The sequence below is a fragment of the Hymenobacter perfusus genome, from assembly GCF_003944765.1.
In the GTDB taxonomy this organism is placed as follows: domain Bacteria; phylum Bacteroidota; class Bacteroidia; order Cytophagales; family Hymenobacteraceae; genus Hymenobacter; species Hymenobacter perfusus.
The window spans coordinates 1,105,099-1,117,693 of sequence record NZ_RWIU01000001.1 but is presented as its reverse complement, the minus strand read 5'-3'; the positions used below and the strand labels follow the sequence as shown (position 1 = coordinate 1,117,693).

The 12,595-nt window shown below is 64.2% G+C and carries 10 protein-coding genes; 4 read left to right on the top strand and 6 right to left on the bottom strand.

Annotated elements, in window-relative coordinates; translation table 11 throughout:
• The first annotated feature begins 109 nt into the window (after positions 1–109).
• The 4 genes from EI293_RS04825 (at position 110) to pulA (ending at position 5,131) form a co-directional block, all read left to right on the top strand.
• Positions 110–1,444 (top strand): family 1 glycosylhydrolase, encoded by a 1,335-nt coding sequence (locus EI293_RS04825; RefSeq protein WP_125435993.1) that lies wholly within the window; start codon positions 110–112, stop codon positions 1,442–1,444.
• Between the two features lie 82 nt (positions 1,445–1,526).
• On the top strand, positions 1,527–2,141 hold the full coding sequence (locus tag EI293_RS04820) for a TlpA family protein disulfide reductase (protein WP_246010528.1): 615 nt from the start codon (positions 1,527–1,529) through the stop codon (positions 2,139–2,141).
• A gap of 67 nt (positions 2,142–2,208) precedes the next feature.
• Positions 2,209–2,958, top strand: a complete 750-nt coding sequence (locus EI293_RS04815) for an alpha/beta fold hydrolase (protein ID WP_170170245.1) — start codon at positions 2,209–2,211, stop codon at positions 2,956–2,958.
• A 163-nt stretch (positions 2,959–3,121) separates the two neighbouring features.
• Positions 3,122–5,131 (top strand): type I pullulanase, encoded by a 2,010-nt coding sequence (pulA, locus tag EI293_RS04810; protein ID WP_125435991.1) that lies wholly within the window; start codon positions 3,122–3,124, stop codon positions 5,129–5,131.
• Positions 5,132–5,364: 233 nt separating this feature from the next.
• Here the strand turns inward: pulA and EI293_RS04805 are convergent, their stop codons facing one another.
• The 6 genes from EI293_RS04805 to EI293_RS04780 form a co-directional block, all read right to left on the bottom strand.
• Positions 5,365–7,707, bottom strand: coding sequence for a patatin-like phospholipase family protein (locus EI293_RS04805; protein ID WP_125435990.1), 2,343 nt, complete (start codon positions 7,705–7,707; stop codon positions 5,365–5,367).
• A 99-nt stretch (positions 7,708–7,806) separates the two neighbouring features.
• Positions 7,807–9,126: a HAMP domain-containing sensor histidine kinase gene (locus EI293_RS04800; RefSeq protein ID WP_170170244.1), complete on the bottom strand. Its 1,320-nt coding sequence runs from the start codon at positions 9,124–9,126 to the stop codon at positions 7,807–7,809.
• Positions 9,127–9,203: 77 nt separating this feature from the next.
• Positions 9,204–9,884: a response regulator transcription factor gene (locus EI293_RS04795; protein ID WP_125435988.1), complete on the bottom strand. Its 681-nt coding sequence runs from the start codon at positions 9,882–9,884 to the stop codon at positions 9,204–9,206.
• Between the two features lie 90 nt (positions 9,885–9,974).
• Positions 9,975–10,853 (bottom strand): hypothetical protein, encoded by an 879-nt coding sequence (locus EI293_RS04790; protein WP_125435987.1) that lies wholly within the window; start codon positions 10,851–10,853, stop codon positions 9,975–9,977.
• A gap of 146 nt (positions 10,854–10,999) precedes the next feature.
• Positions 11,000–11,371, bottom strand: a complete 372-nt coding sequence (locus tag EI293_RS04785) for a DMT family protein (protein ID WP_125435986.1) — start codon at positions 11,369–11,371, stop codon at positions 11,000–11,002.
• Between the two features lie 218 nt (positions 11,372–11,589).
• Positions 11,590–12,558 carry a zinc dependent phospholipase C family protein gene (locus tag EI293_RS04780; protein WP_125435985.1) on the bottom strand — a complete coding sequence of 323 codons (969 nt, stop codon included), beginning with the start codon at positions 12,556–12,558 and terminating at the stop codon, positions 11,590–11,592.
• Positions 12,559–12,595: the final 37 nt, after the last annotated feature.

The following is a 12,595-nucleotide window of genomic DNA, read 5'->3' as shown; positions in this document are numbered from 1 at the left end:
ACGTTGCAATAGTATTCAGACGTCAGCACGCGAGATGCTTCGGCAAGCTCAGCATGACGTTCTTCTTTATTACGAGGCGTTTTTCCGGCGCGTCATTTCAGCTTCAAAAATGAAGTCTTTCCTCAGTCATATCAAAGAAGCATTCGGCGACGGCCACTACGAGGGCGACCAGTTTGGCGGAGCCGGCGGCCACGATGGCTCGGGCCTGCCTACCGGCGACGCGGGTAACTTCATGTTTGCCACCGGCATCGAGTGCTCGTACCCCACCATTGCCAACGGCACCATCCGGCGCGACTTACTGGCCGAAACCGACCACTATAACCGCTACAAGGAAGACCTGGGGCTGGTAAAGGAGCTGGGCCTGAAGGTGCTGCGCTACAACCTGCCGTACTACCTCATCCACAAAGCCCCCGGCCAGTTCGACTGGGAGTTTGCCGATGCGGCCATGGCCGAAATCCAGCGCCTGGGCATCACGCCCATCCTGGACCTGATGCACTTCGGCGTGCCTGATTGGGTAGGAAACTTCCAGAACCCCGAGCTGCCGGTGCACTTTGCCGAGTACTGCGGGGCTGTGGCGCGGCGCTACCCCTGGGTGCGCTTCTACACGCCCGTCAACGAGATTTACGTGACGGCCCGTGCCTCCGCCAAAGACGGCATCTGGAACGAGCAGCTCAAGGATGACCGGGCCTTCGTGACGGCCATGAAGCACATCACGGCGGCCAGCATCATGGGCACCCAGCAGATTGCCAAGGTGCGGCCCGACTGCATCATCGTGCAAAGTGAATCGGCGGAGTACATCCACGAGATGCGCGCCGTACCCACGCCCGAAATCTGCCTGGTCAACAAGCTGCGGTTTCTATCCCTAGACTTGCTGTACGCCCACCCGCTCGACTCGGAAGTGCTGCTCTACTGCCTCGACAACGGCCTGACCCGGCAGGAGCTCGACTGGTTTATGGCCGGCGAGCCGCCCGGCTACCAGATCATGGGCAACGACTACTACGGTCGTAACGAGAAGATTATCAAGCCCGACGGCCAGATCTGCCAGGCCGAGGACGTGCTGGGTTGGTACACCATGACGCGCCAGTACTACGAGCGGTACCGCAAGCCCGTGATGCACACCGAAACCAACACCTTCAACCCCAAAGACGCCGAATGCTGGCTCTGGAAGCAGTGGGTGAACGTGCAGCGCATCCGCCACGACGGCGTGCCGGTGGTGGGCTTCACCTGGTACAGCCTGCTCGACCAGGTGGACTGGGACATCAGTCTGGCCGAAAAGCGTCTCACCGTGAATGCCTGCGGCCTCTACGATCTGGACCGCAAAATCCGGCCGGTGGGGGAGAGCTACAAGATGATGATCCGCGAGTTCGGCCAGATTACCATCATGCCCCACGGCGAGATGTTCGAATTCACCAACCGCCCCGCCACGCTCAAGGTGGAGCGGTAGCGCGAACTTTGCCCGCCCCGTCGTTTCGCTTCGGGGAAGCGCGGATGATATTCAGCGCGCAGCAATACGCAACTTCCGGCCCATGCGCTTTTTTCGTCCTCACCTCGGCACCGCTTTGCAATGGCTGCTGCTACTGGCCTTTGTGGTAGTGCTGACTACCGATTTGCGCCCGGTGGTGCTGGGCCGGCTGCAACAGGGGCTGCTGGCCACGGGGCTGTGGCGGCCGACGCTGCCCACCGCTCCAGCTGGCCCGCCGGCCCGGCTTACGGCGGGCGGCTACCCCCACGCGCTTACCCTGCGCGGCCTCGATGGCCGCACCCTTACTTTGCAGGAGCTGCGGGGCAAAGCAGTGCTGGTAAACCTCTGGGCCAGCTGGTGCCCGCCCTGCGTGGCCGAAATGCCCGGCCTGCAGCGCCTGTATGAGCAGGTGAACAAGCGCAAAGTGGCTTTCGTGCTGATTTCCCTGGACGAAAATCCCGCCAAAGCCCAGCGGCTGGTGCAGCGCCGGGGCTACACCATGCCCGTGTATTTCCCCGTCGCGCCGCTGCCCGCTCCCTTCGATACCGAGTCCATTCCGACCACCGTGCTGCTGGGGCCGGATGGGCAGGTGGCCGCCCGCCACGAGGGCATGGCCGACTACGATACCCCGGCGTTCAGGGCCGCGCTGGAAAAACTGGCCAGCTCTGGCCGGCCCTAGCCCGCCAAGCTGCGTACTGCGGATATGCGAGGCCGGCCCGAAGTCGGCTCATTATGCCCTTTTCTGTATGCCTGCACCGTCTGCCATTACCTTCATTGGCCTGCACTACTGGGCCGGCTCCGGCCGTGCATTTGAAGCCGTAGCCCACCTGCTGGCCCCCGATTATCCGTTGCTTTCCCCCGACCTGCTGGGCTTCGGCGACGCGGCCTTAACGGAAGCGAACAGCTACACCGTGGATGCCTGCGCCGACGCGCTGGCGGCGTTTATTACCGGGCAAAAGGTGAGGCGCTACGTGCTGGTGGGCCACAGCATGGGCGGCAAAATTGCCCTGGCCCTGGCCGCCCGCCAACCGACTGGTCTGGCGGGCGTGGCCCTGCTGAGCCCCTCGCCGCCCACACCCGAGCCCATGACCGACGAGGACCGCATGCTCAGCGTGAAAGCATACGGAAAGCCTGCCGAAGCCGAAAAAACCTTCCGCACCATCACCGCCCGGCCGTTGGCCCCGAAGCTGCATCAGCAGATTGTGCAGGACAACCTGCGCAGCTCCCGCGCCGCCTGGGATGCCTGGCTGCTGCACGGCAGCCGCGAAAACATCAGCGGCCGGATGTGCGACGTGCAGGTGCCGTGCATGATTCTGGCCGGCGACCAGGACGCCATCATGTCACCCTCCGTACACGGGCTGGAAACCCTGCCGCTGCTGCCTGAGGGCACTCCGCTCGAAATTATCAGCGGGGCGGGCCACCTGCTGCCGTATGAGGCCCCGGAAGAAGTAGCGGCGCTGCTGCGCCGGTTTGCGGCGCGGATAGAAACTGCGTAAGCCCGGCCGGTCCGGCGGGCGCAGCCCGTCGGGCCGGTTGCCGTCAGAACGGCTGCCGGAACGGTAGGCCTCGGGCCGTAGGTGTCAGTAGCCCTGGAAACCGGGCGGGGGCTTCGGGAAGCGCGGCAAACCACCGAACTTGCGGTCTGATTTCTCTGCCCTTATGAAAGCCTGGCTCTTCCCGACGCTTGTTTCCGTAGTTCTTTCCCTGACCACCTGCCGCACGGCCCGGGTGGGCGAGGGCTACGACGCCTACCCCACCTACGAAGGCCCCGACCTCGGCCTGACCTTCCAGCAGGGCCAGGGCCGGCTGCGGGTGTGGGCTCCTACGGCCGAAAAGCTCCAGCTGAAGCTCTATACCGATGGTGCCGGGGGCAGTCCGGTAGCGGAGTATGCCATGCAGAAATCAGCGGGCGGAACCTGGCTGTATGAGCTACCGGCCCAGCCGGCCGGCCGGTTCTACGTAGTGCAGGCCACCATTAAAGGTCAACAAATGGCCGAAGTGCCCGACCCCTACGTGCATGCCTTGGGCCTCAACGGCCAGCGGGGCGCGCTGCTCGACCCCGCCACCGCCAGCCCGGCCGGCTGGGACGAGGACGCACGGCCCCAGCTAAAGCAGGCCACCGACGTGGTAATCGGGGAGCTGCACGTGCGCGACCTGTCGATGGACCCGCAGTCGGGGGTAGCGCAGAAGGGCAAGTATCTGGGCCTCACGGAAGCCGGTACGCGCGGCCCCAGCGGCGTCAAAACCGGCCTCGACCACCTCGCGGAACTGGGCATCACCCACCTGCACCTGCTGCCCACCAACGACTTCTCCTCGGTAGATGAAAGCCGCCTGGCCGAAAACGCCTACAACTGGGGCTACGACCCGCTGCACTACTCCGCGCCCGAAGGCTCCTACGCCACCGACCCCGCCGACCCCGCCAGCCGCATCCGGGAGCTGAAGCAGGTGGTGCAAACCCTGCACCGCCGCGGCCTGCGCCTGGTGCTGGATGTGGTGTACAACCACACCACGGCCGTTGCGCGCACTTCCTTCGAGCAGCTGGTGCCCGGCTACTACTACCGTCACCGCCCCGATGGCACGCTCTCCGACGCGGCGGCCTGCGGCAACGAAATTGCCTCCGAGCGGCCCATGGTGCGCAAGCTCATCGTGGAATCGGTGGCGTACTGGGCGCGGGAGTTTCACGCCGATGGGTTTCGGTTTGATTTGATGGGCGTGCTGGATCTGCGCACCATGCGGGCCGTGCGCGTGGTCCTGGATCAGCAGGACCACAGTATTTTCGTGTACGGCGAAGGCTGGGCCGCCGGCAGCAGCCCCTTGCCTGAGGCCGAGCGTGCCCTGAAAGCCAACGTGCTGAAAATGGACCGCATTGCGGCGTTTTCAGATGAGCTGCGCGACGGCGTGAAGGGCCACTTCGCCCGGCAGACGGAGCCGGGTTTCGCCAGCGGCCGGCCGGGCCTGGAGGAAAGCGTGAAGTTCGGCATTGTGGCCGCCACCCAGCACCCGCAGCTGGATTACGCGAAGGTGAACTACTCCCAGGCTCCCTGGGCGGCTTCCCCGGCTCAAACCATCAACTACGTGGCCTGCCACGACGATATGGTGCTCTGGGACAAGCTGGCGGCCTCCAACCCCGGCGCATCGGAGGAGGAGCGGCTGCGGATGGATTTGCTCAGCAATACCATCGTATTCACCTCCCAGGGCGTGCCGTTTTTGCCCATCGGCGACGAGTTTCTGCGCACCAAGGGCGGCTCCCACAACTCCTACAACCAGCCCGATGCCGTAAACCAACTCGACTGGAGCCGGAAGGCACAGTACGGGCGCGTGTTCGAGTTTTACCGCCAGCTCATTGCCCTGCGGAAAGCCCACCCCGCCTTCCGGTTGCCCACCCAGGAGCTGGTGCAGCAGCACCTGGAATTCCTGCCCGGCGTGCCGCCGGTTACCATCGGCTACCGCCTGAAAAACCACGCCGGCGGCGACGAGTGGAACAATATCGTGGTGCTGTTCAACGGCAACCGCCAAGCCGCCCGCCTGCCCGTACCCGCCGGCCGCTACACCGTAGTCCTAAGCGGTTCGGAAATCAACCCTAAAGGCCTCCGCCCGCTGGAAGTTGCCGCTGAAGCGGCCGTGGAAGTGCCCGCCTCATCGGCCCTGATTCTGGTGCAGGAACGATGAAATGGTGATTTAGCGAGTTAGTGAATCGGTGAGTTGTCATTGCGAGCATGTGGCGCAGTCCTTCTTTTACCCAGCACAAAGCCCCTGACGTCCGAACTGGCGTCAGGGGCTTTTGAATAAGTCAATATTTAGCGCTCGGAAAAGGAAGGATTGCTTCGACACTGGCTTGATGCGCCACATCTCGCAATAACAACTCACCGATTCACTAACTCGCTAAATCACCACTTCACCACTTAATCCAACGACCGGTCGCGGAAAAGGACGAAGCCGATGTGGGCGAAGACGCCGAACTGGTGGTCTTTCTCGTCGTAGTGGATGAACTGTAGCGCGGCCGGCCCGACGGGCGTCTGGTACTGGAAGCCCGTCATGAGGGTGAGGTAAGGGCGGGTGATGAAGTCGCCGCGCTTGGCCAGCAGCGAGTTATCCTCGCGCCGCTCCCAAGGCCGCACCAGGGTGTGCAGGTAGCCCTCAGTGCGCCATTCCAGGGAGCCCACCACGGCTTTCACGTAGCGCAGACCGGCGGCGGCGTAGGCCGTGCCCCGGTAGCGGTCCAGGAAAATGGTGCGCGAATCGGGTAGGGGCAGGAAGGTGGAGGAGTTGGTGAGCGAGGAGCGGTAGGTAGAGAAGCTGCCCTGCGTGCTGGCCATTAAGTCTACCACGAAACCCCAGGAGTTGGTGCGCGCGCCCACCGTATCCACCTTGTTCAGGTTGAAATACTGCTCCGTAAACAGGTTGGCCTTCAGCCACTGGTGGTTGCGGCTGCGCGCCACCAGGTCGCCGGCTGTGGAGCCGGGCTCGTACTTTTCCCGGCCCGTCACGCCCCGGAAGCTCAGGTCTACGCGGCGGCCGGTGGTGGCGTACTGGCGGCGGTTGAGCGAGTTGCGCTCAAACTTAACGGCGGCCGTCCCGCCCTGAAACCGACTTTGGTCCAGCCGGTCATCGGTGCGGATGGCATCGGTGTTGGCGAAGTTGTCGCGGTTGGTGAACAGTCCGCCGCTGAGCACGTAGCGGCTGCGGTAGTTGGGGCTGATGCCCACCTGCAGGAAGGTTTTCAAGTCGCGCTGCTGGAGCTGGGTGTTCTGGGCCGCCCGGCCGTTGCTGAGCAGACCGCCGGTATCCTGGTAGTTGAAGTTGTTGAAGATGATGGTCGGCTCGAAGTACACCGGTACGTTGCCCGGCACGCTCACCCGGAACGAGCCCCTCGCTCCATTATAAAATCGCCCGATGGTGGCATCGGCCTTGATGGTGTAAAGGTAGCGGTTGAGGTAGCGGTAGCTGGCACCGAGGTAAAAGTTGCTCATCGAGCGGGTCGAGAGCAGCACGCCCAGGTCGGTGGTGAGGTTGGAGTTCTGGCGGGCGTCTACGTTCAGGGTGTAGCCCTGCTTCTGCTGGTCGTAGCGGATGCGCGGGTACACGTTGTTGAAGAAGTCGTTATTCACCAGGCGATAGTAGCCTTCCTCAATATCGGCGGGTGAGTAGGTGGAGCCGCTGCGCTGGAAAAACCGGCGCACAAACGTCTGCTGCACCTCGGGAATGCCCTGCACGTTTACCTGCTTGAACTCGGGGCGCGGCGCCCGCTCCTGAAAGGCGCGGCGGCGGGCCTGTAGCGCCACCGTATCCTCGCGGCGCGCAATGCGCTGCTGAATCAGGGCCAGCTTTTCCTCGGTAGCCTGAGTGCCTAGGTGCACCAGCTGCTTCACCTGGCCAAAATCGGCGGCCGTAATGTCGCCCAGCTTGGGCTGGATAAAGATGCCATTGGGGCCCACGGAGGTCGTATCGGCCACGTTGGAGCCCAGGAAGAGCAAGGTGCTGGTCAGCAGCTCATCATCGCGCTGCTTAGGATACTTGTTGAAGGCCACGTCGCCCACGTTGACCCCAATGATAACATCGGGCTTGAACTCTTCCCGCATCACGCCGGTCGGGAAGTTATCCACCACGGCCCCATCGAACAGGTAGCGGCCGTCGGGCTGGCGGATGGGGCGGAAGGCCAGCGGAAACGCCATGGAGTTGCGCACGGCATCGGAGAGCGAGCCGCTGCGCTGTACCACTTTTTCGCGGGTAAACACCTCCGAGGCTACGGCGCGGTAGGGCACCAGCAGCTTGTTGAAATCGTAGCCTGAAATGGCCCCGGCCGGCGCCAGCATGGTGGCCAGTACATAGTTCAGGGTCACGTCGTCCACCAGTTTGGGCGTCACGCGCACTTTCAGGGTCGAGTCGAGGGCCAGGCGCAGGTGCAGGGCGGCGGGGCTGGGGTCCGAATCGTAGTAGTTGAACACCTTGCCTTCCAGCGGCCGGCCCGAAACCCAGGTCTGGAAAGCCGGAGCCATGATGATTTCCTCGATTTCGCGGGGCGAGTAGCCGGCCGCGTACATGCCGCCCACAATGGCTCCCATGCTGGTGCCCACGATGTAGTCGATGGGAATCCGGTTCTTTTCCAGCACCTTAAGCACCCCTACGTGGGCGAGGCCCTTCGCCCCGCCGCCGCTCAGCACCAGGCCCACGCGCTGGGCCTGCAGGGAATGAAAACTCAGCAGCCACAGCAACAGCAGCGGCAGGATACGGTAGGTTTTTCGCATATAGCAGGCAGGTAGAAACGGGGAGAGCCCACGAGACGGGGCGCGTTTCCTACGAAGATAGCGGCCGGGAGTTGCCGCCGGTTCGACCTATCTGCGCGCTTACTCAGCCAATGGAGCCGTCGGCCCGGCCGGCAGCGCAAGCACAACGGTAAATTCCAGGTTTTGCTGCTCAAACCGGAGAGTGGCCCCGTGCAGTTCGGCAATGCGTCCGCTGAGCCACAAGCCCAGTCCGGCCCCGTCGCTGAGCACCTCGGCGCGGTAGTAAGGCGCGGTGAGCTGGTCGAGGTCGGGCAGCGGCCGGGCTATGGGGTTACGGATGGTTAGCTGGTACGCGCCGGCCGCCGGGGCCAGGGTGGCGTGTACGGCCGCGCCGGCCGGGGCGTGGCGCAGCGCGTTTTCCAGCAGGTTCAGCACTACCGTCAGCAGCTTGTCCGCGTCGGCCGAAACGGTGTAAGTGGGCGTATCCTCATCTATGAGCAGATGCAGCGGCCGGCCGGCTTCCCGGAAGCGGGGCAGCAGCCGGTCGGCCGCCAGCAGCAGCAGCTCATCCAGCGCCACCGGGGCCAGGTGCAGCGGCAGCGCCTGGGCCTGCAACCGGCTCACCAGCAGAAAATCATCGACTAAGCTGCTCAAACGGCGCAGTTCCTCCAAATGGCCGCGCAGCTCCCGGGCCAGCGGCTCCGATACGTCGGGGCGGGCCTGAGCCACGCTCAGGCCGGTGCGCAACGTGGCCAGCGGAGTGCGCAGCTCGTGGGCGGCGGCGGCCAGAAAGTTATCCTGCAACTGCCCACCTTCGTGCAGCCGCCGCAGCATCTGGTTGAGGGTGCGGGCCAACTCCTGCACCTCGTCGCCGGTAGTGGGCTCGGGCAGCTGCACCAAGCCGGGGGCCGACTGAATCCGGCGGGCCTGGGCCGTAATACGCCGCAACGGCCGCAACGCCAGCCGGCTCACGGCCCCCGCCAGCAAAGCCGCCAGCACCAGACTGCCGCCTGCCGCCCAAGCCAGTCCCTGCCATACCTGCCGCAGCTGCCGCCGCAAAGGCGCGGCCGGATGGGCTAGCCACACCTCCACCGCATCGGCGGGCAGTAGGTTGGCGGCTTTGCGGGCCCGGACCACGCGCCAGTCGGTGGTCCCGGCGGCGGGCCAGTGGGCCGAGCGGAACAGCTCCCGCGGGGCGTAACCGGGGGCGCGGTACAGTACCCGCAGCTGCTCGCCGGGCTGGTCGGGCAGCGGGATGGTGGGGGCGCCGGGGCCGGCTTCGGTGCGCAGTAGCAGCATCCCGGCCCGGCTGCGTAGCCGGGCGTCGTCGGTTTGGGTGAGCAACCGGCGCAGTTGCCGGAACTGGTAGCCGCCGGCCAGCAGCGTAGTCAGCAGCACTACGGCCCCGAAAGCCAGCAGTAAATGCGCGCGTAAAGACATGCGGAATCGATAGGGAAAGGGGAAAAAGCCGGTCGGCTGCCGCAGGGCTACCGTCATCAGCCCTGCTTATTAACCGCTCAGCTCCGCAGCCGGTAGCCGTGGCCGATAACGGTTTCGAGCAGGGGCGGCTGGTCAGGAAAGGCGCGGTCGAGCTTACGGCGCAGCTGGGAAATATGCACCTCAATAACGTTGGAGCCCATGTCGTAATCCACTTCCCACACTTTTTCGGCGATGCGGGTTTTGGGCACCACGCGGCCGGCGTGGCGCAGCAGCAGCTCCAGCAGGGCAAACTCGCGGTTGGTAAGGCTGATGGGTCGGCCCCCTCGCGTCACGGCCCGGTGCAGCGGGTCCAGCTCCAGATCCAGCAGGCGCAGCGGCGCGGCGGCCGGCGTGGCGCGCACCCGATCCAGCGCCCGGAGCCGGGCCAGCAGCTCATCCAGCTCGAAGGGCTTGCGCAGGTAATCCTGGGCCCCGGCATCCAGCCCGCTAATTACGTGGCGGGTATCCGACAGCGCACTCAGAATGATAACCGGCACCTGCGGATTGTTGCCAAACTGGCGCAGATTACGCAGCACTTCCAGCCCGTTCTGGCCGGGCAGCATCATGTCCAGCAGCACCACGTCGTAGGCCGTCAGGGCGGCCTGTTCCAGACCGGTAGGGCCATCGGCGGCCACATCCACTACGTGGCCGTGCTGCACCAGCCCCTGGCGCACGAACTCCGCCAGCCGGGTTTCATCTTCAATCAGCAGAACGCGCATAGGCAATGAGGGAGAAGCAGGTTGCAGCAGCCTGATGGGTTTTCATGGTCGATATAGGAATTTTTTGAACCGCCACAACAGCTCTGCCGGCTAATTCACCAGAAACCGGGTGCCGTTGATGGTGAGGGTTTGGGTGCGGAGGCGGCGTAGCGCATCGGCCGCTACCACGCCTTCCGTTGCAGGTACGGCCAGGGCCGTGGCCTGGATGCTGGTGCCTACTTTGAGCTTATCGGCCAGTTGCTCACCTACGTGCGGCGGTACCAGTAGTAGCGTATTATCGGCCAGAACCAGGCCCCGCAGCTGGCCCCGCTCATCGGTGCGCAGCTGGGCAATGGTGCCGCTGACGGTTGTAGCCGTGGCCGTGGTAGCGGCCGTGGCCTCCGGCCGGACGGGGGGCGTGAGTTGCAGGGCCGTGGTGCCTTCGCCCACGCTCACCAGCTCCAGGCGCGGCGCGGCGGCAGCAGCTGTGGCAGCCGTGGCAGTCGGCAGTGAGAAGGCGGGGCCGGCCACGGCCTCAAAGTGGACGGTTTGGCCCGGCTTGGTGGCAGCCATCAGGGCTTTGGCCATGTGCGGGGGAAAGTGGACGCGGGTGGCCGTGCCGTTGAGGTTGACCAGAAATCCGTCGTATAGTCCTTCGGGGTTGGTGGTGTAGCTGCTGAGCGTGCCGGAGTAGGTTTTCACCTCTCGCAGGGCCTGGGGCCGCCCTTGGGGGCCGCCGGGGTGGTGCGGGCCCCGGCCAGCCCGCGGACCATTCGGGCCGGCGGGCCCCTGTGGGCCTCTGGGGCCGCCGGGGAAAGGAGCCGGTGCGCCTTCGGGAGCGGGGACAACGGCGCTGGCCGCCGAGGTGGCTCGCTTGGTTTTTACCTTGGTTTTGGTGGTCTGGTCAGAGCTGGGGGTTTGTTGGGCGTGGGCGGTGTGGAGCGTGGCGGCCAGCAACAGCAGCGGCAGAAGTTTATGTGCAGTTTGCATCGAAAAAAGCAGTAGGCCGCGGGCTCGTTCCCGGCGGACGATACAAAGGTTCGGCGGCCGGATAAGGTCGGGCTGAAGCTGATATTAATTTTTCTTCAGCCGCGCTGGTGGTAGTGGGTAGCTGGAATCAGGATAACAGTTACCGACTACCACTTCCTGAAAATAACGTACACCGCCGCCACCAGCAGCGCAAACCCAACCAGGTGGTTCCAGCCCAGCTTATCGGTTTTGAACACGTACACGGCGCAGATGGTGAACACCGTGAGCGAAATAACCTCCTGAATCACCTTGAGCTGAAACAGGTTGAACGGCCCCCCATTCTCCTCGAAGCCGATGCGGTTGGCCGGCACCTGAAACACGTACTCGAAAAAGGCCAGCCCCCAGCTAATCAGAATCACGCCCACCAGCCCTAGTCCGTGCAGCCAGCTGATTTTTTTGAACTGCAGATGCCCGTACCAGGCAAACGTCATGAACAGGTTGGAAATGGTGAGCAGCAGAACGGTGTAGAGGCTTTTCATGAGGAGAGGGCGGGGAAGTCCAAGAGAAAACGGCGAAAGTCGAAGTAGACGGTATGGCTGCACGGACAACGGAAACAGCCCGGACGGGCGGTTTCCATACGCAGGCCGGCCGTTTCAGGTGCGTCGGCTACCAGCTTTCTTCTGGGGCAGCTGCTCTTTCACTTCCGCCCAAAACCAGGCGTTGACTTTCGAAATTTTCTCTTTGACTTTTCTCCCGGCTAGTCCTCGTGGCCCACTATGGCCTTCACGGGGGCCTGATCCAGCTGTTTGGCTTCGAGGGCCAGGCGTTGCTGTTCCTTCTCGGAGGGCGTGCGGGGCAACTTGTCGAGGTCGGGCTGGCCGGCATCTACCCAGGCCGTGTACCAGAACGCGCCTACCAGCCGCAGGGCCAGCCGCATCTGGCGCTCCACTTGGCCGCTGAGGCGCTGGTGGTACTCACGGGCAAAGTCGCGGGAATAGGTGCGCACCGTGAGGTTGCCGCGCTGCTCGAAGCCGTACTTGCGGTCCTCAGGCATCTTCTGGCTCAGTTCCCGCTCAAACCGCAGCACCGAGTCCACGGCGGCGTTGGAGCGGGCCACCGCGCCCCAGATGGCGTCGGTGGGCTTGTCCAGGTAAGGGGCGGGGCCGGTGAAGAAATCGTAGCCCGAGCTGAGCAGCTCGGGCAGGCGGCTTTCCCAGAGGCCGTGAATACCGCGCTGCCCGGTCAGCTGGCCATTGTAGTTGTGGGTGGTGTGCAGCGGCACGCAGGCGTCGGCCACGTAATGGCCCATATCGGCCGAGAGGTGCAGAATCCGGTCGGTGTCGTGGGCCTGAAAGGCGGCCGTGAGCTGACCTTTCATGCGGGCCACCTGCCAGGGCACAATGCCGTGGCGCAGCAAAGAGTCTTCGCCCAGCAGGGCTACCGCATCGGCGTAGGAGCGGGGCAGCCGGGTCAGGGCCGAGTCGCCGTACACGTCCACGTCCAGAAAGTGACGCGGGGCTTCGGTGGGCACCACCGAGCGGCGGGAATCGGGGCGGGTGGCATTGTCGGTGAGGTAGTCGATGTTGGCCTTGTAGAAGCCAATCATTTCGGGCGGCAGTGTGTACACGGCCAGCCGGTTAATCAGCCGGTGCCCGAAAAATCCCCAGGCCCGGGGTTGCAGCGGCAGTAGCAGCAGGAAACCAAGCAGTAGCAGGATACGAAGCATAGACATCTGGAATACAGCGAATAGAGCGAGGAAGATA

What these genes read in the sequence shown, in the direction of transcription:
- EI293_RS04825 (WP_125435993.1), top strand. Translation starts at nt 110, where the DNA reads ATGAAGTCTTTCCTCAGTCATATCAAAGAAGCATTCGGCGACGGCCAC.
- EI293_RS04820 (WP_246010528.1), top strand. Translation starts at nt 1,527, where the DNA reads ATGCGCTTTTTTCGTCCTCACCTCGGCACCGCTTTGCAATGGCTGCTG.
- EI293_RS04815 (WP_170170245.1), top strand. Translation starts at nt 2,209, where the DNA reads ATGCCTGCACCGTCTGCCATTACCTTCATTGGCCTGCACTACTGGGCC.
- pulA (WP_125435991.1), top strand. Translation starts at nt 3,122, where the DNA reads ATGAAAGCCTGGCTCTTCCCGACGCTTGTTTCCGTAGTTCTTTCCCTG.
- EI293_RS04805 (WP_125435990.1), bottom strand. Translation starts at nt 7,707, where the DNA reads ATGCGAAAAACCTACCGTATCCTGCCGCTGCTGTTGCTGTGGCTGCTG.
- EI293_RS04800 (WP_170170244.1), bottom strand. Translation starts at nt 9,126, where the DNA reads ATGTCTTTACGCGCGCATTTACTGCTGGCTTTCGGGGCCGTAGTGCTG.
- EI293_RS04795 (WP_125435988.1), bottom strand. Translation starts at nt 9,884, where the DNA reads ATGCGCGTTCTGCTGATTGAAGATGAAACCCGGCTGGCGGAGTTCGTG.
- EI293_RS04790 (WP_125435987.1), bottom strand. Translation starts at nt 10,853, where the DNA reads ATGCAAACTGCACATAAACTTCTGCCGCTGCTGTTGCTGGCCGCCACG.
- EI293_RS04785 (WP_125435986.1), bottom strand. Translation starts at nt 11,371, where the DNA reads ATGAAAAGCCTCTACACCGTTCTGCTGCTCACCATTTCCAACCTGTTC.
- EI293_RS04780 (WP_125435985.1), bottom strand. Translation starts at nt 12,558, where the DNA reads ATGCTTCGTATCCTGCTACTGCTTGGTTTCCTGCTGCTACTGCCGCTG.